Annotated in this window: 21 protein-coding genes; 9 read left to right on the plus strand and 12 right to left on the minus strand. The window is 40.9% G+C overall.

Features of this window, described 5'->3' with window-relative positions:
- The first annotated feature begins 329 nt into the window (after positions 1–329).
- Positions 330–878 carry an NUDIX hydrolase gene (locus tag GXP67_RS32080; RefSeq protein ID WP_162446891.1) on the plus strand — a complete coding sequence of 183 codons (549 nt, stop codon included), beginning with the start codon at positions 330–332 and terminating at the stop codon, positions 876–878.
- 41 nt (positions 879–919) lie between these two features.
- Positions 920–1,723, plus strand: a complete 804-nt coding sequence (locus tag GXP67_RS32085) for a penicillin-binding transpeptidase domain-containing protein (RefSeq protein WP_162446892.1) — start codon at positions 920–922, stop codon at positions 1,721–1,723.
- A gap of 52 nt (positions 1,724–1,775) precedes the next feature.
- Here the strand turns inward: GXP67_RS32085 and GXP67_RS32090 are convergent, their stop codons facing one another.
- From GXP67_RS32090 to GXP67_RS32105, 4 genes are all read right to left on the minus strand, one after another.
- A complete protein-coding gene (locus GXP67_RS32090; protein WP_162448128.1) occupies positions 1,776–2,372 on the minus strand; it encodes a hypothetical protein in 597 nt (198 codons plus the stop codon).
- A gap of 201 nt (positions 2,373–2,573) precedes the next feature.
- Positions 2,574–2,942 (minus strand): VOC family protein, encoded by a 369-nt coding sequence (locus tag GXP67_RS32095; protein WP_162446893.1) that lies wholly within the window; start codon positions 2,940–2,942, stop codon positions 2,574–2,576.
- 89 nt (positions 2,943–3,031) lie between these two features.
- Entirely contained in the window at positions 3,032–3,247 is a 216-nt protein-coding gene (locus tag GXP67_RS32100) for a hypothetical protein (RefSeq protein ID WP_162446894.1), read from the minus strand.
- A gap of 47 nt (positions 3,248–3,294) precedes the next feature.
- Positions 3,295–3,555, minus strand: coding sequence for a hypothetical protein (locus GXP67_RS32105; RefSeq protein WP_162446895.1), 261 nt, complete (start codon positions 3,553–3,555; stop codon positions 3,295–3,297).
- Between the two features lie 345 nt (positions 3,556–3,900).
- Here GXP67_RS32105 and GXP67_RS32110 point away from each other — a divergent pair, with 345 nt between their 5' ends.
- Positions 3,901–4,782, plus strand: coding sequence for a LexA family transcriptional regulator (locus tag GXP67_RS32110; RefSeq protein ID WP_162446896.1), 882 nt, complete (start codon positions 3,901–3,903; stop codon positions 4,780–4,782).
- 215 nt (positions 4,783–4,997) lie between these two features.
- Here GXP67_RS32110 and GXP67_RS32115 read toward each other — a convergent pair whose 3' ends face one another.
- Positions 4,998–5,369 (minus strand): MotA/TolQ/ExbB proton channel family protein, encoded by a 372-nt coding sequence (locus tag GXP67_RS32115; RefSeq protein ID WP_162446897.1) that lies wholly within the window; start codon positions 5,367–5,369, stop codon positions 4,998–5,000.
- Positions 5,370–5,422: 53 nt separating this feature from the next.
- The gene (locus tag GXP67_RS32120) at positions 5,423–6,844 is read right to left on the minus strand and encodes a serine hydrolase domain-containing protein (RefSeq protein WP_162446898.1); all 1,422 of its coding nucleotides are present in this window, start codon (positions 6,842–6,844) and stop codon (positions 5,423–5,425) included.
- 235 nt (positions 6,845–7,079) lie between these two features.
- Between GXP67_RS32120 and GXP67_RS32125 the strand changes: the two genes are divergently transcribed.
- Both GXP67_RS32125 and GXP67_RS32130 read left to right on the plus strand, forming a co-directional pair.
- The gene (locus tag GXP67_RS32125; protein WP_162446899.1) at positions 7,080–8,171 is read left to right on the plus strand and encodes a sensor histidine kinase; all 1,092 of its coding nucleotides are present in this window, start codon (positions 7,080–7,082) and stop codon (positions 8,169–8,171) included.
- Complete coding sequence (locus GXP67_RS32130; RefSeq protein ID WP_162446900.1) at positions 8,168–8,872, plus strand: LytR/AlgR family response regulator transcription factor; 705 nt, start codon at positions 8,168–8,170, stop codon at positions 8,870–8,872. The genes GXP67_RS32125 and GXP67_RS32130 overlap by 4 nt, the downstream gene beginning before the upstream one ends.
- A 26-nt stretch (positions 8,873–8,898) precedes the next feature.
- Here GXP67_RS32130 and GXP67_RS32135 read toward each other — a convergent pair whose 3' ends face one another.
- The 3 genes from GXP67_RS32135 to GXP67_RS32145 all read right to left on the minus strand — a co-directional run bounded on the left by GXP67_RS32135 (position 8,899) and on the right by GXP67_RS32145 (position 12,881).
- Complete coding sequence (locus GXP67_RS32135) at positions 8,899–9,933, minus strand: RluA family pseudouridine synthase (RefSeq protein WP_162446901.1); 1,035 nt, start codon at positions 9,931–9,933, stop codon at positions 8,899–8,901.
- Between the two features lie 93 nt (positions 9,934–10,026).
- Positions 10,027–11,079: a DUF3500 domain-containing protein gene (locus GXP67_RS32140; RefSeq protein WP_162446902.1), complete on the minus strand. Its 1,053-nt coding sequence runs from the start codon at positions 11,077–11,079 to the stop codon at positions 10,027–10,029.
- A gap of 305 nt (positions 11,080–11,384) precedes the next feature.
- Positions 11,385–12,881: an ATP-binding cassette domain-containing protein gene (locus GXP67_RS32145; protein WP_162446903.1), complete on the minus strand. Its 1,497-nt coding sequence runs from the start codon at positions 12,879–12,881 to the stop codon at positions 11,385–11,387.
- Positions 12,882–12,943: 62 nt separating this feature from the next.
- Here GXP67_RS32145 and GXP67_RS32150 point away from each other — a divergent pair, with 62 nt between their 5' ends.
- From GXP67_RS32150 to GXP67_RS32165, 4 genes are all read left to right on the plus strand, one after another.
- Positions 12,944–13,663 (plus strand): hypothetical protein, encoded by a 720-nt coding sequence (locus GXP67_RS32150; protein ID WP_162446904.1) that lies wholly within the window; start codon positions 12,944–12,946, stop codon positions 13,661–13,663.
- A 77-nt stretch (positions 13,664–13,740) separates the two neighbouring features.
- Entirely contained in the window at positions 13,741–14,409 is a 669-nt protein-coding gene (rpe, locus tag GXP67_RS32155; protein ID WP_162446905.1) for a ribulose-phosphate 3-epimerase, read from the plus strand.
- Positions 14,410–14,453: 44 nt separating this feature from the next.
- Positions 14,454–16,832, plus strand: coding sequence for a TonB-dependent receptor (locus tag GXP67_RS32160; protein ID WP_232064727.1), 2,379 nt, complete (start codon positions 14,454–14,456; stop codon positions 16,830–16,832).
- Positions 16,833–16,930: 98 nt separating this feature from the next.
- Entirely contained in the window at positions 16,931–18,034 is a 1,104-nt protein-coding gene (locus GXP67_RS32165; RefSeq protein ID WP_162446907.1) for an AI-2E family transporter, read from the plus strand.
- Between the two features lie 23 nt (positions 18,035–18,057).
- On the opposite strand, the gene GXP67_RS32170 is transcribed toward GXP67_RS32165, so the two are convergent.
- The 3 genes from GXP67_RS32170 to GXP67_RS32180 all read right to left on the minus strand — a co-directional run bounded on the left by GXP67_RS32170 (position 18,058) and on the right by GXP67_RS32180 (position 21,715).
- Positions 18,058–18,471, minus strand: coding sequence for a S1 RNA-binding domain-containing protein (locus tag GXP67_RS32170; RefSeq protein ID WP_162446908.1), 414 nt, complete (start codon positions 18,469–18,471; stop codon positions 18,058–18,060).
- A gap of 217 nt (positions 18,472–18,688) precedes the next feature.
- On the minus strand, positions 18,689–19,117 hold the full coding sequence (locus GXP67_RS32175; RefSeq protein ID WP_232064728.1) for a YccF domain-containing protein: 429 nt from the start codon (positions 19,115–19,117) through the stop codon (positions 18,689–18,691).
- A gap of 15 nt (positions 19,118–19,132) precedes the next feature.
- The gene (locus GXP67_RS32180) at positions 19,133–21,715 is read right to left on the minus strand and encodes a DNA gyrase/topoisomerase IV subunit A (protein WP_162446909.1); all 2,583 of its coding nucleotides are present in this window, start codon (positions 21,713–21,715) and stop codon (positions 19,133–19,135) included.
- Between the last annotated feature and the right edge of the window lie 64 nt (positions 21,716–21,779).

Genomic DNA, 21,779 nt, shown 5'->3' on the forward strand with positions numbered 1-21,779 from the left:
TAATGCCTTAAAAACAGCAATATTGTCTAAAGAAATCTTGCTTCAAATTTCTATAATTTAATAAATTAGTTCAATATATGCTATTATTTTATAATGACTATTGTAAAGCAACATATCAGGCCATTTACTAATTAATTTGCCGCAACTTTATAGCCAAATTTTGCCTTTTTCCGCTTTTCTACAAACTAAATTTTAGGGTTAATTTTCAGAACTAGTATAAATTCATACAGACAACATTTCATGCTGATAATTATTTATAACCAGTTCCTGTTTTTGCGCTTTAAATTCTACTTTTGTTCCTGTTTACTTGAACCAACGCATATAATAAAATGCCCGAATACCTTGAGATTTTTGATGTCCATAATGTCTCTTTACAAAAAAATAAATTACGCAGGCAGGTTCATGAAGAGGGTGACTGGCACCGGACCGCACAGGTATATGTAGTAAATAGCGAGCAAGAATTGTTATGCAACCTGCGCAGTCCTGAGAAAGATGTATTTCCTTTGCTCTGGGATCTGAGTATTGGCGGACATTTGATGCCGCAGGAGAGCTATGAATCCTGTGCAGCGCGTGAATTACAGGAAGAACTGGGGCTTGAAACTGCAGAAGTATCCCTGCACTATCTGGGAATTATTTCGATAGACGGCATAGATGAAGTTAATCACTTAACTGACCGGGAACATGCCGCTATTTTCTTGTATAACACTACTATGCCTGCCCGGGCGTTTGCTTTTCAGCCCGAAGAAATTGTAGAACTGCGCTATTTCTCTATTTCTTTCTTAAGGGAAAATTTATTGTCTGCCAATCCTGAAATCCCTGTTATTCCTTTGATAGATAAATTCCTGGAAATTTTATCTAGGATAGAGAAAAATCTGTAAATATTGTCTGGAGCTGTATATTGAAACCCATATCCCTTTACATGAAAATTATTGCTTTCGTTTTTCTGCTTTTTACGTTTCCAACAATCTGCTTAGGGCAGATTGATTTGCAAAAGCCTTTCCAGGATTGCCAGCTAAAGGGAAGCATAACCCTATATGATTATAAAAACAAGAAATGGACGTATAGCGATGAAGCCGATAGCCGGAAAGAAACGTTGCCTGCGTCTACTTTTAAAATTATTCACTCACTCATTGCTCTTGAAACTGGCGTAGTAAAGGATGAGTTTGAAGTGATAAAATGGGTAGGCCAAACAGATACAGTACTATATGGATACCGGCCGGATATTTACAAAGACATGAATATGAAAGAGGCATTTGAGCTGTCAGCCGGGTGGGTATATATTGAATTTGCCAAACGTATAGACCGCAAACAATATGTAAAATACCTCCAGCAATGCGGCTATGGCAACCATAATTTAACTGAACCAGATTTTGATTTCTGGAATTTTGGATCTTTTGGTATTAGTCCGGTAAACCAGATCAATTTTCTGAGAGATTTGTATGAGGAAAAACTGCCTTTTTCCAATCGGAACCAGCAAATTGTGAAACGTATCATGCAGGCTGAACAAACAAATTCCTATACTATATATGCTAAAACTGGCTGGACCAGGTTTAATGGAATGGATGTGGGCTGGTGGGTTGGCTATGTGGAGAGGAAAGATAATGTCTATTTTTTTTCTACCAGAGTGTCTAAGCTTAGGTCAACACCTCATCCAAATTTTGGTCCTTGCCGCAAGGAAATCACCAAGGCTGTATTGAATCAAATGGGAATTTTAGATAAATAAAAATGGCGGCCTTCCGACCGCCAATAATAACTCATGTAAACAGGCTAGTTTATTAAGCTGCATTGTCAGGCAATGCATTCAATAAAGGATTGTAAAAATTATGCGCCACTTTAATGTCAGCCACTTCAGTTAAGGTTTCTGCCCGGTAAATTTTATGATCGGATGCAAATTCTTTTAACTCTTTGGTAAGCGCCTGATCAGCACCAGCATAAGAGAATTCAGCAATATAATACACGCCTTTAGGCGTAATTTTAGTATTTTCTTTTTTTCTGGCAGTTGCTGTAATGATTACATCAGCCAGTGTCAGATCATCATAGTAAAGTGGCTCAATCAGCTTAAACAGATTTTCTACACTCCATCCATGAAACATCATGGCAGAAAGACAGTTTTTGTCATCAATAAAGAATATTTCAGCCCATTTTTTACGGCCCATCTGCATTATATCGTCTTCGAAAATACGCCAGGCTACCGGTTGAAAGGTAAAAGTATCTGTCAGTTTCACGGATCCATTGATGTTGAATTTACCTTCTTTGGCATCAAAACGGTACTGCTTGGGATGGCCTTCCAGGTATTTGTATTTGCTAAGAATTTCACCATTAATAGGTTCAATAATCTGGTACGTTTTCAGATTAAAAGATGTAAGTGTCATGTTTTTTGCTTCAGATGATGAATTTTCGAAATGTTGAACAGGTTGAGTCATGGTAAATTAGGGTTTATTGATAAGGTTGTAGATAGGAAGTAAGACAATGAGGATTCTTGAACCAAGTTTGTGATACTTAGTTCAGCCAGCAGGCTTCACAATGAAATAAGAATGAAGTTGGTTATAGTTTGGTAATGGCGGTTTTAGGATTTATGCCGCTACGTTCTCCATAAAGAAGATAGCATTCTGATTCAAATCAAAAAAACCAAATTCATTTGTTTGCCAATCTGTGTTTATTCGTAAGGCTTTAGAATCAATGGTTCCCCGTTGAAAAAATTCATTAAAAAACGGTTTAAGATCGTTTACTAATATTCTAACAACCGAGCCACCTAGCAGGGGATCATTTTCTGTATCAGCATGCCATTGCAGATGAATACAAATCGGATTCCGGTATAATACTGCATACAGGGAATCAGAAAAATAAATCTCAAACCCCATCTTGTCTTTGTACCAGGCTGTATCTCTGGCAATGTTTGCTGAGGGAAGAACAGGAATAATATTTAGAATATCTTCATTCATTGGTTATCAGGGGTAAAATAATGCAAGCAAACATATTGCAAGGCATACAAATGGCAATTGGAAATAGGTTGTTAAACAAGTACTAAGGCTTAGGCTGCTGATTGACGGCTTATGTATTGCAAATATTCAAAGGAAGTAAAATCTACATCTCTGGAAAGCACCACCCGGAGGTTATTTTTATCGTCAATGGCATCAAAGCAGTACATATTGGCAATTTGCCTGGGGCTATATAAGGTTCTGAGAGAATTTCCTGCGGAGGTGGCAAAACTATACATGCCATGAACCCGGTTTGTAGTGTATCTCATATAAGTTTAGTGAATAAGCTGAACAAGTGGATTAAAATTGTAATTATTTAACTGGCCATTGCTAGCCGGGAGCCGGATAGAATCTGATACCATTCTTGTATTTCCTGCAAAGCACCTGCAAGCGACTGGGAACGGGTATGTATACTTACCTGCTTATGATGAATAGTGCAGAGTACATATAGCTGCATTACCGGTTCCGAGGAATGATCCCACATACTGAATTCTACCTTAAAAGCCTCAACTCCTTCAAAGGATGCAACAAGTTGCCTGAGTGCTTGTTGAATGTGTTTAATAGATGTTGTATACATTTTCTTTGACTGATTACTGATATAAAGATAAACACAAGTTTTGTTATATACAACATTTAGTACATAAAAGTTTTAATTATTTATATATTAGTCAACAAATGTTTGTAAATATAAGTGTATTTATATTTTAAAAAACTGTAAATGAGCATTTTATGATAATAAAAGTATCTTAGAATTAAAACATGTATAAATAAGCAACAAATATAGTTGTATAATAGTTTAAATGATGATATGAATGGTTTAGCAAAAAAATATTGCTAAAGTGAACCATCGAATAATTATTGTCTTATATTTGTTGTACAAGCATAAAAATTCAGACCAATCAATAGATAATTATATATCCTTATGGAAATAAATGACAGAATTACGGCCCTGGTGAATGAGTTAGGCATGAGCGCTTATCAGTTTGCCAAAGAACTGGGTTACGACCGCCCGGAAAAGATCTATACCATCCTCAATAAAAGAAATAAGCCTGGCTATGATACTTTAGTGGATATTTTAAGTCATTTTCAGCAGGTAAATGCCGAATGGCTAATGCTGGGAAAAGGAGATATGTTTAAACCAAAATTTACTCCTTCCCGGCTCAATGGCAATACTGAAACTGGCTTGCAGGCATATTCGGGTACCAGAAATGGAAAAAACTACTCCGTAAAAAAAGAGGCCGGCATTGTAGCTATTACCCTGGACCGGGAAACCGGAGAAGAAAATATTGCCATGGTCGACACCAGAGCAGCTGCCGGTTACCCCCAGTATTTCCTGGAGCCTGAATACCTGGTCGATCTTCCTAAATTTACCCTGCCCGGACCTCAGTTCCGAAACTCCACTTTCCGCTGTTTCCAGGTGGTAGGCGATAGTATGTCCGAAACCTTATATCCCGAAGACTGGGTAATTTGCTCGTATGTTGACCTGAGCCAAGGACGTAAAGCCTTTAACAATATTAAGGAAGGATACATTTATGTGGTGGTAACGGAAGAGGCTGTTCTGGTAAAACGCCTGTTAAACCGGGTACAGGAACGGGGAAAAATTGTAATTATGTCGGATAATGAAGCCTATGCCACTAGAGAAATAGATGCCATTGATATTAAGGAACTCTGGTATGTAAAAGCCAAAGTAAGTTTCCATTTCCCCAATACCCGCTATAATACCCTGCGCAAACTCAGCGGCCTAGAAGCCGACCTGATCCATTTGCATGAACGGGTAAAAAGACTTGAAAGCACCAACCGCTAATTATAGTTCTGCAAAAAAGCAAAGGCTGTCTTTTGAGACAGCCTTTGCTTTTTTGAATTTAAAAAAATGTGATATACTAATTTGTTATTGCTTCTTCGTTGATAGTTGTTAGTATAATATTTATTATCAAGATGTTAATTCAATGATGCCATTCTTATCTTAATATAGTATTATATACTAACCAATAAGGAGCGGATTTAAAAAATATAAATGTACTATGTGGAAGAATTTTTTACTCTCCACCTTAATATCAGATAGGCCAGCAGAGAAATAATATAAATAATTAAGGCATAGAGCAAAGCGATTAGCAGTGCCTGCAAGCCGCCCATTAATACTTCCAGGGGAGGGGCAACTTTCATAGCTTGTAAACCTCTAAACATGGCATATAAGCCAACTATGGTAGCTAGTACGCCCCAGGATAAAGCGAGCATACCTGTATGCTTAATGGTTTCCAGCCACTTAGGAGTTATAGTTTTACCAGTAGCCAGGCTATAACTAGCATAAGCAATAAATCCAAGTAAAGTAAGTAACATCAAAGAAAGTGGGAACATCCATTCTAGTCCTCCACGTTCATGTAGTTCAAGCATAAGTTTAAAATTGATAAGGTTATTAATTAATAATTTTTGAAGGAAAATGGATATTATTTGCTTACTACTGCCTGCGAAATCTTTTTTTGCCGGTTTATCATATCACCTCTATATAAAGAAGAATATTCTATTGCATTAATTTTACCTTTTTCGTCTCTCACAAACTGCAGATAACTGTACATTTCTTTGGTAAAGAACCTGTCTTTGCCAACCGGCCAGAATTTCAGTTTCCGGAATTCACCGATATTACTAATAAGGGTATCTCCACTCAATGTAAATACCTCGTTTATTCCTGCAGGTGCACCAGGCACTTCAAAAGCGCCAGTATATTGTTGTAATTTACTAGCCGACAAGGATACTGGTGTAGGCATGGTAATTTCACGGCCTGCTACACGTAGAGCTATGGGCATAATAATTCCGGGATCTTTTGCACCTCCTGCATTGGTAAGCAAAATGGCATATACCTGTTCCTCAGGAATGCGAATACCTAAACATATGAATCCGGGAATACCTCCTCCATGCTGAAGAAGCGTAACATCCTTATAAGCGCCTATTCCCCAACCATACCCATACCCGGTAGCCCTGCCATCCGATATTTTGTAAGCAGTCCAGGCTTTTTGCAGCAAAGATTGCGGCAGCAGTTTATCGGTGTACAGGGCGTGATCCCATTTAAGTAAGTCGTCAACTGTAGAAATTATGGCACCGGCAGAAAAAGGTTGAGAAAAACTTAGGTACACACCGGGTTTAAAGGAGCCATCCGGACCAGGATCATAACCACTGGCCATATCAGGAATTACTTGATCGTAGGTTCCCAGCAGGGTGTTGGTCATGCCCAGCGGCTGCCAGATGTTTTTTTGCAGATATTGCTCATAGGATAGACCTGATGCTTTTTCAATAAGCATTCCCAACAGGTAATACCCGGAGTTATTGTATAGAAAATTCGTATTAGGCTCAAAGTTTAGCGAGTCGTCCATAAAGTATTTGAGCATTTCCTCCTGCGAAAAGTCTAGCCGCATCTTGCTCTCAAAGTCTTGTTTGCTTGTATAACTCTGAATACCGCTTGTATGGGTGAGTAACTGTTCAATGGTAATGGTTTCTCCATGGGTGTTAAAAGTGGGCAGGTATTTACGGATGTCATCTGTTAAAGAAAGCTCGCCTTGCTGCACAAGCTGAAGAACCGCTACAGCTGTAAACTGCTTGGTAATCGAACCAATGCGGAATTTATACTCCGGCTGATTGGGTACTTTTAATTCCACATTTGCCAGTCCAAATGCTTTTCTGTACACTGGAACTCCTTTTTTGGCCACTAATAGTACGCCTCCTGGCTGATCAGCTGTAAACGTAGCAGCTGTCAGGCTATCGATGTATGCTTTGGTTTTTGCATCTATAGATTGAGCTGAAGCAGTGTGTGTTTCCAGTAGGATTGCCGCTAAACAAATGAATACCAGTAAAATCTGAGAAGAGTATTTATACATAAGGTTAATAGAGGATTGGTTTATAAAAAATGTTCAGCAAGCTTACTGCAAAAATATATATCAACCTTTCCTTTATGACCATCTGAGAAATAGAAAAGGGATATTGCCTTTTAAGCTGGGGATGTGGCGAAAAGGGTATATTTCTGGTAGAAAAGGGTATAATGCTCTATTCTTTCTGTTCAGCGCTGGTAAGCTGGTTTATTTTTTCATAAATATGTAGTTGTAGAACAGGTCTATGAAGCAAATTCAACAGGTATATCATTCTGCTTTTATCTGCCGGCGATGGCTGATGCATAGTGCATTCTGGATAGGAGTGTTGTTGATATACGTGATTTTCTTTGGGCGTGCCAATCATAATTACTTACAAACCTTTGTATTTGTGGGATTATTGATGCCGATCACCATTGGAACAACCTATTTCCTCAACTACTATCTGGTTCCGCGCTATTTTATGCATGGACAGTATGGCTTATTTGCTTTGTATTTTATATACACGGTGTTAGGTTCGCTTTGCCTGGAAATGTTTGTAGCCATGTTTACCTACATGGCGATTGCCCAAATGCAATGGAACAATATGAACCCGGCTTCTGTAGATATTTTTTTTCTGCTGGCTTCTTTGTTAATGGTCGTTTTTTTCGGTGTAGCCCTTAAAGTGATGCTGCAATGGCGTCAATCCAGAGAAGCGTATCAAAAACTGATGCATGAAAAACTGGAGGCAGAACTCAGGTTTCTGAAAACCCAGTTGAATCCGCATTTTCTGTTTAATACACTGAACAATTTGTACTATCTGGCCAGTGAAAAATCTGATAAGGCTCCCCAGGCCATTCTGGCGTTGAGCGAAATTCTGGATTATGTATTACAGGAAGGAAAAGCCATTTTAGTTCCGCTAGAAAAAGAGCTCAAGCAGGCAGAAAACTTTATTGCATTAGAGTTACTCCGGTATGGCGACCGGGTAAAAGTTGAAACACATATAAACGGCTTTTTACCAGATAAAAATATTGTTCCGATGCTGCTGATTACTTTACTGGAGAATAGTTTTAAACATGGGGTGATGCAGGTATCAGGCAAATCATGGATAATTCTGCAAGTGGAAGGGAAAGCGGATGGTATATATATTAAGGTGGGTAATAGCTGCAAAAATACCAGTTTGGGTAAAGGCATTGGCCTGGAAAATCTGCAAAGTCAGCTTCAACATGTATATGCAGCTACTCATTCATTGTCTATAGACAGAAGCAAAGCCAATGAATTCTGGATTCAGGTGATGCTGCCTGGCAAACAAATAACAGGGAATATAGCAGCAAATAAAATTTTAACACACAAGCCATGAAATACAGATACCTCATTGTAGATGATGAACCTCTAGCCAGAAAGCTTGTTTTAGCACATACATCCAAAATAGAAGGACTGGAGCTGGCAGGTGAATGCGAAGATGCGATTGTAGCCGGTAATATGCTCCGGAGCAAACCGGTAGACCTGCTTTTCCTGGATATTCAATTGCCCGAAATCAATGGATTAAAACTGATGGGTACGTTAAAAAATCCTCCTGCTGTAATTATTACCACGGCCTACCGGGATTTTGCACCCGAAGCCTTTGATCTGGATGTGATTGATTACCTGCTTAAACCCATTGCCTTTGAGCGGCTCATGAAAGCTGTTAATAAATTCTTTGACAGGAAAGCTATTGTGTCCCATTTTTCTACAGGGCAGGAAGAACAGAAAGCCTTCATTTATCTGAAAGCAGAGCGTAAATCTCATAAGGTGTACATGGAAGATATTCTTTACGTGGAGAGCCTGGATGATTATGTAAAAGTTCATTTACATAACCAAATGCTGATTACCAGAGAGAATATCAGCCAGTTGGAACAAAAGCTGCCTGCTGAAGCATTTGTTCGCATACACCGGTCGTTCATAGTAGCTGTAAAAGCAGTGAGTTGTATCAGCCTGGAAGGAGTGGAGGTGAAAGGAAAAAGGTTACCATTCGGCAGGGTATATAAACACAGTGCCCTGGCCGGGTTGAAGTTTAAATAGATAATACTGTTGACAAATCTATTGGCTTACACTGTGTTTACATATTTTTCCCATTTTTCCAGTACAGAAGAAAAATCTTCAGGCAAAGGCGAATCAAACTGTTTCCACTCTTTGGTACGGGGATGCGTGAATCCTAAGGATTTGGCATGTAATGCCTGCCTGGGTATTAATTTAAAACAGTTATCAACAAACTGACGGTATTTGGTGAAAGACGTGCCTTTCAGAATTTTATCGCCTCCATAAGTAGCATCATTAAACAGCGGATGACCCAGGTATTGCATATGTGCCCGGATCTGGTGAGTACGTCCGGTTTCCAGGTTACATTGAACCAGTGACACATACCGCAAAGGTTTGAGTACTTTATAATGGGTTACGGCATTGCGTCCAAACTCACCCTCCGGAAACACGGCTGTTACCCTGCGGTCTTTCAAACTCCGGCCAACATGGGCATCAATGGTTCCGGATTCCAGTTTGGGTTCTCCCCATACTAAGGCATAATAGGTACGTTCGATGCTGTGGTCATAGAACTGCCTGGCCAGATGCGCCATAGCCAGTTCTGTTTTTGCCACCGCTAGCAATCCGGAGGTATCCTTATCCAGGCGGTGTACGAGTCCGGGACGGCCTTCACCGTTCTGTGAGGTAGGTAAGTGCTGAAAGTGATACGTTAGCGCATTCACCAGCGTACCAGTCCAGTTATTATAAGCCGGATGAACCACCATCCCTGCCGGTTTGTTCACTACCAATACATCTTCATCTTCATATACAATATCCAGAGGGATGTTCTCAGGGATAATTTCCGTATCCCGGGGCGGTTGGGGCAGGGAAATCGTAATTACATCTGCAGGTTTTACTTTATAACTGGACTTAATTACTTTATCATTCACCTTTACGGCTTCGCTGTCAATGGCTTGCTGGAGTTTATTTCTGGTTGCATTGGGAATGCGATCCATCAGAAACTTGTCAACCCGCAACAGTGATTGCCCTTTATCTACCTGTATCCGGTAGTGTTCAAATAAATCTTCATCTTCATTCCATTCTTCCTTTTCAATATCTGCATTCATGTCTGTAAATCGGCTTTGCTGAATTCGGTCTGTAAGTTAACCTGAAAAATCCTATAAATCTTATACGCTGCAAATCCTGGTTCTGACATTTTATTATTTCCCATGTGCCTGTTGATCGTAGTGTTTCTTGAGAATATCCTCTCCGAAGTCATCCGTCAGGTCGCGGACAACGGTGTGTACATGGTTTGCATGGGTCTGGGTATTATCATATTCGATCAGCAGGGTGGGTCCGTGAATGCGGTAATAATGGCCTTGTCCTCTTTCCTGGCTGCCAGCCCAGGCAAAACGAAGATTGTCCAGGCCTGCTTTCCTGATTTTCTTCATGTGGTTTACAGCCAGTTCTTCGTTAAAATTATCCAGGTATACATTCAGCAGTTCCATAAACCGTTTTTTCTGGATCAGGCTCATCTCAGCCATCCGGATACCCTGGCTGGACTCCAGTATGGCTTTGCGTTTATTGCTGGTAATAATTTCTCCGGGCGCTTTTACATCAATAATGACGGTTTTCAACTGTTCTGCCGAAAAAGACTGCATCAGGCTTCTGGCCAGGTCTTCTTCCAGTTTTAAGATCTGTTTTCCTTTTTGAGGGCCATCTGGAACAATGGCCGGATTAGAGCCCAGAAAAGCTGGTGTGCTGGAAAGCAATTGCCCGGTAACCGAAGAAAAGTTCAGCGAAATATGATGTCCTTCCATCCGCCAGGCCCAGGGTTCTTTGCCGCCTGGGGTACCAAAAACCGTAAAATAATAGTTTTCAGGATCGCGGTAGTGATCATTAGGTTCTCTATTTTCCAGGGCTTTTAGTATAATTTCCAGTTCCATAATTGCTATAGTTTTGGCATTGCCCTTCTCACTCAATACCGTCTGGATAATGGCCAGCGCTGCCTGCCTCTGGGATTGGTTCATGGATTTATAACAGGCACCTTTCCGGGGACGGGGTGTAAAATGCCAGTTAAAGCGCTCCTCATCGTCAAACGGAAATACGGCTTTTTGCTTCAGGGAATCTGGCAATACATTTAGAAATTGCTGCACAGTTGCTGCCATTTCTCTCAGTTCACGGGGTTTTAGTTGTTTGCTGGCAGCAGCCTGTCCATAGCTCACCTGCAATCCTGCCAATAGGCAGCCTATGATGACAAAAAATTTCTTCATGAATTTCAGCGACTAGTCTAAAAAGTTCTCAAGATAGTTAAATTTTGAATAAGGTAGCGGATAAATGAGCCTGTTGTATATAATCTGATGCAGGCAAAATTTATGCTGATGAAAGGGGAGGGTACAAAAAAATAAAGCATTACAGATATCTTCCAAGCTTCTACTCCTATCCGAATCTGTAATGCTTTAAAACAAAATAGAAAAACGAAAATCAATCTTTTTATTCAATCGAGCTGATTTTTGTTCCTCTGAATAGAGATTTAAACGCGGGTTTATGAGAAAGGTTACAAATTTTCTTAAAATTTTTAACTAGGTTTTTGGGAATAATACGCCATTTTCCGGATAATGCCTTTTTCCAGAAAAAGATAACGGGTGATAAAGCCGGGAATTTCATGGGCATAATGACTCACAAACAGCAGCGTCGTATCTGGCTGGCAATAGTGCTGCAATAAGCTTGAAGATTGATTTATGAATGCATTGTCCACATTTTGAAAAGGCTCATCCCAGATGATGAGATCCGGATTTTTAACCAGTGAACGGATTAGCAATATAATTCTTTGTTCGCCACTGGAAAGCTGCTGAAACCGCCGGTTGAGCAAGGATTCCATATTATAGTAATGGAAGAGATCAATAATTATATTGTTCTCTTCTTCAGTGATTTGCCGGTTCAAAGTAAGTACATCTCTGAATCCGGTGGCAGCTACTTCCCGGCTGGTCATACCGGTTTTAAAATACAAATGCAATTCTGGCGATACAAATCCGATGCGCTGCTTGATGTCCCAGATGCTTTCGCCTGAACCTCTCCGTTTTCCGAATAACTCAATATGATTGGCATACGCCTGTGGATGATCAGCGGCGATCAGGCTGAGCAAGGTAGATTTTCCAGACCCATTTGGCCCCAGCAAAGCCCATTTCTCGCCTTTTTTCACCGTCCAGTTAATGTGTTGCAGTGCTTTTTTACCTTCGTAGGCTACCTGCACATTTTTGAATTGAATTACTGTCTCAAAAGCAGGAGTTGGTTTATTCGCTAAGAACGGAAGCTGGCTTTGCTCAGCATAACCATTTTGTTGTACCGACAGTGTTCCCAGAAATTCCTTGCGGCTGTATTTACCTTTGATTTGAAGCTTATCCAGCCAGAGGACATGCGTAATACTCTGGGGAAGTTCCGTGGGATAAGAGGTGAGCAAAAGATGAATTCCCTGCACTACCAGTTGATCTATGATCTTATGCAGATCTTTTCTGGACGAAGCATCCAGACCGGCAAACGGATTATCCAGGACAAGTAAAGCTGGCTTTTGCAATAAGGCTTTGATGATTCGTAGTTTCCTGGTTTGCCCGTTTGACAATTTGATAAATTCCAGGGGCAATACTTCCGTAATTCCAAACTGGCGGCTTAGTTCTTCTACAAGTAAAATGCTTTCTGAATCTGGCAATGCCCGAAGTAAATAATCTCTGGCGGTAATAATTCCGGCCGTTTCTGTGGCATGAAAGCGTTGCTGGTAATAAAAATTGGCATAATTGAATACATGCGATTCTTCCTGAAAAGAGAGCAGGTAGGAAGCTTCATGAATATCGGGAGTTTCTGGCAGATCTTCAAGGAAAGGAAACATGGCTTCTCCACTTCTGAGAAACAATTTACCCGTAATTGCTTCAGCCAGACTGGTTTTTCCTGAACCCAGGCCTCCGACAATCGCCCAGCATTCACCTTTGCGGATGGTCCAGTTGAGAGAATCGAATAAATGCGTGTTTCCTTTATAATAAGTGGCATTGTTGAGTTGAATAAATATAGAATCAGGCTTCATTCTTTGCTATAAAATTATGCTTATGTTTAAGTATGCGCTATTTACTAAAAAGTAGAATGAAGTTGAACGCCATAATAATTATTATCAGCCTCAGTTTAGCACTGCTTTCCTGCTCGCAGAAAAATGAGGCAGAGCTTTCTTCGAAAGAGATAGAGTACTATTATGTAGAGTATAACATAGAGTGTTGCACCATGGCAGGGGTACTCAAACAGAAAATGCTCCATTCAACAACCGTTAAAGACAGCATGTACACGCTTACTTATATTATTGAAGGGAAGCAAAAGCCAGATACCCTTATTTACAGATTGAAGGAAAATCATACCTATATTCCGCAATATGAGTATAATACTATCCCTGATAAACTATTTTCATTGGTAGGCAGCACATCCATACTAGTGTGGGGAGATTCTTTGCTTACAAGAGGTTTAAAAGATACATACAAGGTATATAAATATGCAAGCAATGGGGCAAGCATGGATGGATGTTATAGTCACTTCTGGATTCCTCAATTTGGAATCATCTTAAAGCGTAATCCCACCTGGCGGAATTTTCAAAAATTAAGAACAAACAATGATAGTATTAACCGGCAAATTGAATTGTTAACTGATATTATCTACCAGGATCAGGACTTTTATAGAGGCTGTGATTTTGAGTTGCCTGATGAAGGGTTTGAAGTAGAAAGGGAGCAAATGATAGCAGAAAGAGAGAAGAAATTGGTAGAAAGGCAGAAGAAGATACTGGAAAAACAAAAAAGATCAAGGCACGGCACACCATCTCAATAATGTAGCATTTAGAAGTCTGGTAGGAATACCCCTGTTTTTACCTGTTATCAGGTCTATTAAAATACTATATTTGCCGGATGAAACCCATACTTGCTCCTTCCATTCTGGCGGCTGACTTTACTAACCTGGGCCGGGATATCGAACTCATCAATCAAAGCCAGGCCGACTGGATTCATTTTGATGTCATGGATGGGCATTTTGTACCCAATATCTCTTTTGGCCTGCCGGTATGTGAAGCGGTTCACCGGATCGCCCGTAAACCACTGGATGTGCATTTAATGATTACCGAGCCAGACCGTTACCTGGAAGCCTTTGCCAAGGCTGGAGCGGCGCATATTACTGTACACCTGGAAGCCTGTACTCACCTGCACCGCACTATTCACCATATTCAGGAATTAGGTTGTAAAGCAGGCGTCGCCCTCAATCCGCATACGCCAGTACAATTGCTTGAAGATATTATTGCTGACCTCGATATTGTGCTTGTAATGACGGTGAACCCAGGCTTTGGCGGTCAAAAATTTATCGAACACAGCTACCAGAAGATCGCTGCTCTTAAAGAATTGATCGCCCAGCACCGTTCGCATGCCTTAATTGAAGTGGATGGAGGTGTAAATGAACAGAATACGCCGGCATTAATTCAGGCTGGTGCGCAGGTACTGGTGGCAGGTAACTTTGTTTTCTCTTCTCCCAATCCCACCTTAACCATCGAAAATTTAAAAAATACAGTAGTTTCCTATAAAGTGTAACCAGCATGGTGCATAAAGTTTTTATTTGTTTGCTATGCTGTACTTTGTTAGTATTCAGTACATTATATGGTGTATTCGCACAACAGGCAACTCTGCAAGGGATTGTTACTGAAACTGATGGTACGCCTGTGCCATTTGCTACAATCAGAATAAGCAATACGACCACTGGTACAACGGCGGATACTTCCGGAATATTCCGTTTGGGTATTCCTTCGGGTAAACTCATAAGCTGTGTGGTAACACATATTGGATATAAAGAAGCACAGAAAAGTTTTTTTCTGGCAGAAGGGCAGGTTGCCGATTGGAAAGTGATACTGGAAAAAGATACCAAAGTACTGCGGGAAGTAGAAATTAAATCAGCCAGGGGTATATTGTTAAAGCCGGAAATCAGCATTGCCAATATTAGCCCTCAAACCGTAAAAGCGCTTCCTTCAGCTTTCGGAGATTTCAATAAAATACTGGCTACCTTACCTGGCGTTGTGAGCAATAATGAATTGTCGGCTACCTATTCGGTGCGGGGAGGCAATTTTGACGAGAATCTGGTGTATGTAAATGGCATGGAAGTATACCGGCCGTTTCTGGTGCGGTCTGGTCAACAGGAAGGTTTGAGTTTTGTGAATCCCGATCTGGTGCGGAATGTGGAGTTTTCATCTGGTGGCTGGCAATCTAAGTATGGCGATAAATTGTCTTCTGTGCTCAATATTGCTTATAAAGAACCCGATTCCTTGGCTGGTTCTCTTACCGTAGGTTTGCTTGGTGGTGCAGGACATTTGGAAGGAAAATATAAAGACCGGATTTCATATGTAGTAGGAGTGCGGGAAAAACGCTCACAATATTTGCTGGGAACGCTGGATGTAAAAGGGGAGTACCTGCCCAGGTTCACTGATGTACAAAGCTATATCAATATCGACTTATCGAAGCGGAAACTGTCTGAAGGTTTTGTTCCTCAGACTACGCTAGGTATTTTATTATCCTATGCCCGTAACCGCTACTTTATCCAGCCAGTAAGCCAGCAAACTTCTTTCGGCACTTTAGACCAGGTATTCACTTTATTCGTTGCATTTGGCGGACAGGAATTGCTGAGCTATGATATGTATCAGAATGGCCTGAAGTTTACCCACAAACTCAACCGGAAATTAACGCTCAATATCATTGTTTCTGGCATGCAAACCAGCGAGCGAGAGTATACCGAAACAGAAGGTGCTTACCGTTTGTGTGATACAGGCTTCAATCCGGCTACCGGCAGGTTTAACGATTGTATTGCCACAAGGGGGGCAGGTAGTTTGTATACACATTACCGCAACCGCCTGAAAGCAAGTGTAATAAATTTTGAAAGCCGCAATTTATTCGAGGCTAGTATTCGCAATAAGTTCGAATGGGGCTTACGCTATGGGCACGAAAAGATAACTGACCGGCTCGAACAATATACATTTATAGATTCTGCTTCCTATGTGCGCCTCAACGAAACCTTATTTACTGACCTGTATCTGGAAACCGACAGAATGAGTGCATATGGGCAGCATACTTTTCTCTTAAATTCTCAGCATACCTTTACCTATGGGTTCCGGATGGGATATTGGAGCCTGAATAAACAATTTTTGTTCAGCCCTACTTTTCAGTATGCGTTTAAGCCGGATTGGGAAAAACAGGTAAGTTTTAAACTGGCGGCAGGCATTTACCGGCAGCCTCCTTTCTACCGCGAACTGCGAACCCGTACCGGTGAACTAAATACCAGTCTGAAAGCACAGAGTTCCTTACATTTGATCGCCGGGGCAGAACGTGTGGTTAAATTATGGGGAAGGGATTTTTTGTTTACTTCGGAAGCATATTATAAACAGATATGGGATGCCGTGGCCTATGATGTGGAGAATGTCCGTTTGCGTTATTATGCGAATAATAATACCAAAGCCTATGCCTGGGGAACAGATTTCCGCCTGAGCGGCGAATTTATCAAAGGTGCAGAATCCTGGTTCAGCCTGGGTGTGCTGAGTACAAAAGAGGATTTAGGTTTTGATTCAAATGGGTATGTGCGAAGACCTACGGATCAACGGGTTACAATCTCCGCTTTCTTCCAGGACCACTTGCCAAACAATCCTACCCTCAGGGTATACATGAACCTGATTTATGGAACTGGTTTGCCCTTTAGTCCACCGCAGGTATTGCGCTACCGCTCTGCTTTTACAGCTCCCTCTTACCGCCGCATTGATCTGGGATTTTCTAAGATCATTACTTTCAAAGACAAAACAAAAGGAGTAGGTCGCTTTACAGAATCTCTCTGGCTGGGCGCAGAAATCCTGAATGTAGTGGGTGCCCGCAATACAATCTCCTACACCTGGGTTACTGATACTGAGCGCAGGCAGTATGCAGTACCGAATACACTTTCTGCCAGGTTTATTAACCTGAAAGCAATTGCAAAGTTTTGAGAACTTTTCATTTTTAAATTATCCGACATATTTTTATAACCACTCTTTTCTATATGTTACGTACACGGCTATAGCATCTCTACAAACTTTACAGCTATATGCAAACTGTTCCGGTCAGCCGAGTAAATTCTGTATTATTTTTGGGCTTTCTTATTTGTACAGCCTTATATTTTGCCAAGTCCTTCCTGATTCCTTTTGTGGTTGCCCTACTGCTCGCCATGCTAGTATTGCCCTTATGCAACAAGTTTGAAGGATGGGGAATAAAACGAGGATTGTCTATTTTTTTATGTATCCTGCTCATACTGGCTGTAGTGGCCGGTATTTTTGGCGTATTTACAGCACAAGTGGTTAGTTTCAATGAAGAACTGCCAAAGATGAAAAGCCAGATGCAGGAAGTATTATATAAAGTGCAGCAATGGATTGAAGTTCAGTTTAAAATACCTCCGCAGGAACAGGAATCTTTTCTGGAAGAGAATACGGCTTCTTCTGCCAAAGATGCCGGAAAAATAGCCAAACAAATTGTAAGTGGTGCCATTGGCGGACTTACAACCTTTCTGTTAATCCTGGTATATATTTTCTTTTTCTTGTTCTACCGGGAAAAATATGAAGTATTCTTTATGAAGATACGGGGAGAAAATAACGCAGGGGAGATAAAAGATGTACTCAATAAAATTGCCAAAGTAGCTATTAAATACATAGGAGGCCGGTTTGTAGCCATTTTAATCCTGGCGGTACTCAACTCGGTAGGTTTGCTGATTATAGGTGTGAAGTATGCCATTTTGCTGGGTTGCCTGGCAGCACTATTCACTTTTATACCTTACGTTGGAACCATTATAGGTGGTGTTTTTGCAGCCGGAACCGCCCTGGTTACCAAATCTCCTGGAGCTGCCCTGGCCGTGATTGGCATGCTTGCTTTCATACAGCTTGTTGACGATTATTTTATAGAACCCTATATTGTAGGCGGACAGGTAAATTTAAGTCCTCTGGCCATTATTGTGATTCTGGTGATTGGCGGTTTATTATGGGGCGTTGCCGGGATGATCCTGTTTATTCCCTTGCTGGGTATTGCCAAAGTAATTTTCGATCATGTGCCTACTTTACAGCCTTACGGGTACCTCATTGGAGATGATAAAAAAGAGGAAGGAAATTCATTCAAGCAGAAAATTAAAAATTGGTTTCAAAAACGCAAGCAGGCAGCATAAAAATGAAGATAGTGGTTGGTGGTTTATTGCTTGTTTTCCAGCCAGCGTAGCCCTATTTGTCTGTCATCAAATCTAAAATAGGATATAATACATTGAATAGTATCTCCTGCTTTTAATTTTTCAATAAAGTCGATTGGCAATCTATCTCCTCCGTTGAAATCTGTATGTCCAATATCCACTACACCCTGATATGGATAACCCAAATCAACAAATATTCCGAATGGTACAATTGCTTTTACAACTCCTGATGTGATGGTTCCTTCTTTGAGAGTTTTAATAACTTGATAAAAAGCTTGATATTCTTCCACTAACTTCAAGTCTTCCTGATCTACGCTTAAGCATAACGTATCATCTATGTGATTTTTGATAACAGTTTTGATAATACTTCCTCTTTCGGGAAGAAGTTCTTCTTTAAAGTCTTCGGCTTTCCCATGCAATGTTACAATGGCTTTATATTTTGTAACTGCTTTTAGTTCAATATTACAAACATAGAAACCGTTAAATTCATGTTTCTCCTATCTCACTACTTCTCCTGTCATTAGATAACCTACTTTGTGAACATTTTTCAATACATCGTATGAGTTCATCTTTAGAGACAGTTTTTAATTCTGTTTTGTTAAGCACGGATTGATGCAGTTTAAACCAAAGCTTAAATTAACCATTATCCCTTATCTCTTTTCCAAACGGAGCAAAGCTGAGCGAAACTAGCTTAAAATGCTGCATAGCGAATGGAATTCCGATGATGGTGATCGCACAGATCAGGCCGAACAGCAAGTGAGTCAGGGCGATCCAGATGCCACCAATCAGTATCCAGATGATATTCATCATCAGAGAAAGACAGCCATCAGCCGCCTCAGCAGTCCGTACTTCCTTGCCAAAAGGCAATAAGGCGACAAAAGATAAGCGGATACACTGTAAGCCAAAAGGAATTCCAATGATGGTAAGGCAAAGCAGGATACCGCCTATAAAATACTCCAGAAAGAGAAATATGCCTCCTCCAAAGATGATCCAGAGAATATTACCAATTGTGCTCATGGATTCGATTGTTTCAGAAATAAGTAATGACGAATGAGAATCTGTCATTACTTATAAGATTGCTTAAAATATGCCGAGCTGGTTTACTTTTACGCCAGCATTCTCTTCTTTCATTTCAGGAGTGGCATGCACAATGATTTTTTCTATGTCCTTTTCTGGCTTTGAGGCAAGCATTTTCACACGCAATACCTTATAGTTAGAGAGTTTATTTCCCAGTGCTTTCCAGCCCCTTACTTCTGTAAGCATGTCCAGGTCATAAAACTGGGTTTCTTCCTTATCTTTGGCGCTCTTCTTAAACGTTACTTCAATTTGTGGCTGAGGATCAGTTGAAACTACCACTAATCTTGAACCTTTGCTTTCGCTGATAAAGGAGAATTTTTTATCTACACTGGTCGTTTCGATGCGGAAACGTTTTACAAAAAAGTTATTCTGCGTGCCATCATAATGAATCGCCGATACTACTGTAGCCGGGTCGAACTTCTCGAGCAGCATAAGTTCGTTGGGTTCATAGCGGTTGGTGAGTTCATAATTGGTGAGCTCGTACTGCCCGTCTTTGTAGATCACCAGAATATTCTCTTCGCCCTCGAAGTTGCCTAGTTTTCTGCCTCTTCCTTCCCGGTTGAGGCGGCCTATGGATTCATCGTACCAGATCGCAAGTCCGCCCATGGTAGAAGTGCCTTCTGATTTGAGGCTTACTTTACGGATCGGATGTTTAGTGAGAATATTTCCCTGGGCGCTCCGGCCTTTGATTTCAATTTCAGCAAAATTATAATCAAACGCCTTGATCTTCGCTTTGCTGGCAGCCGTTAGATTTATTGTTACGACTTCTGCTTCTGCATTCGGATTGGCAGTAAAATAGACCACTTTCGAGCCAGGGTTTCCTTTGGTGAGATCATATTCACGGTCGCGGGTGACAGCGGTTACCTGGAAACGTTTTACATAAGCAATGCCATCTTTCCCATCTACATAGATCAGGTTGTATACCTGCCGTTCGTCATTTTTCTTGAAAACGGCCGCATGAATAATATCTTTACCTACAAATACTTTATCCTGTACTTTTACCACTTTACAAACCCCATCCCGGCGGAAAATGATAATATCATCAATATCTGAACACTCCCCAATCAGTTCTACATTTTCATCTTTCTTGAGGGAAACGCCAATAAAGCCATCTTTCCGGTTGACATACAGTTTCTGGTTGGCAGCTGCTACGGCAGTGGCAGCAATGGTATTAAACTGGCGGATCTCCGTTTTGCGTTCACCACCTTTACAATACTTTTTGAGCAGTTCCTTAAAATAATTGATCGCATACCTGGTAAGATTGGCCAGATTATCTTCGGTCTCTTCGAGTTCGTCCTGAAGCCGTTTCATCAGTTCATCGGCCTTAAAACCATCGTACTTGGAAATACGCTTGATCTTAATTTCTGTCAGACGAACAATATCATCCGTTGTGATCGCCCGGTAAAACTGCTTTTTGTATTTGTCCAGTGCTTTGTCGATGGTGTCGAGTACGGCATCCCAGGTTTCGCATTCTTCAATTTTGCGGTAGATGCGGTTTTCAATAAATATCTTCTCCAGGGAGGAATAGAGTATCCTTTCCAGCAATTCCCCTTTTTTGATCTCGAGTTCCTGCCTGAGCAATTCTACCGTTTTCTGAGTAGAAAGCTTGAGCATATCATTTACACTCACAAAATGCGGCTTCTCCTCAATAATAACACAGGTATTAGGGGAGACAGATATTTCACAATCGGTAAAGGCATATAAGGCATCAATGGTAATGTCAGGTGATACATTGGGTGCCAGATGTACCTGGATTTCTACGTCTTTAGCTGTATTGTCCACTACCTTTTTTATCTTGATCTTTCCCGAATCATTGGCTTTTACAATAGACTCCATCAGGCCGGTTGTATTTACGCCATAGGGAACGTCTTTGATTACCAGTGTTTTTTTATCGAGTTCTTCGATGCGTGACCGGATTCTTAGCTTGCTTCCTCTGGCCCCTTCATTATAGTAGGTTACATCTACTAGTCCGCCGGTTTGAAAGTCGGGGTACAGGTTGATCTCTTTTCCTTTTAATACATCGATGGAAGCAGTAATGAGTTCGCAGAAGTTATGGGGCATGATCTTGGTAGAAAGCCCGACAGCGATTCCTTCTACGCCTTGTGCCAGCAGTAAAGGGAATTTTACCGGCAAGGTGATGGGTTCTTTCTTACGTCCATCGTAAGATAATTGCCAGGGAGTTGTGTCAGCGTTAAATACCACATCCAGAGCGAATTTAGATAGCCTGGCTTCGATGTACCGGCTCGCAGCTGCACCATCTCCGGTGTATATATTTCCCCAGTTTCCCTGTTTATCTATTAATAAATCTTTCTGACCCATGTTTACGATGGCTTCATAAATGGAAGCATCGCCATGGGGGTGGTACTGCATAGTTTGCCCGATGATGTTAGCCACTTTATTGTAGCGGCCATCATCCATTTCCTTCATGGCATGCAGAATCCGGCGCTGTACTGGTTTGAGTCCATCTTCTATAGCTGGTACGGCTCTTTCCAGGATTACATATGACGCATAATCCAGAAACCAGTTTTCGTACATACCCGAAACGGCTGTAGCTTCATGCAGACTTTCGTTGTTATTTTCGTTCATAGGTGTATAGAAATGATAGAATTACAGCATTACAGAAGGTCAGAATAAAAAATAAATTATATAA

The sequence above is a fragment of the Rhodocytophaga rosea genome (genome assembly GCF_010119975.1).
GTDB classification, from domain to species: domain Bacteria; phylum Bacteroidota; class Bacteroidia; order Cytophagales; family 172606-1; genus Rhodocytophaga; species Rhodocytophaga rosea.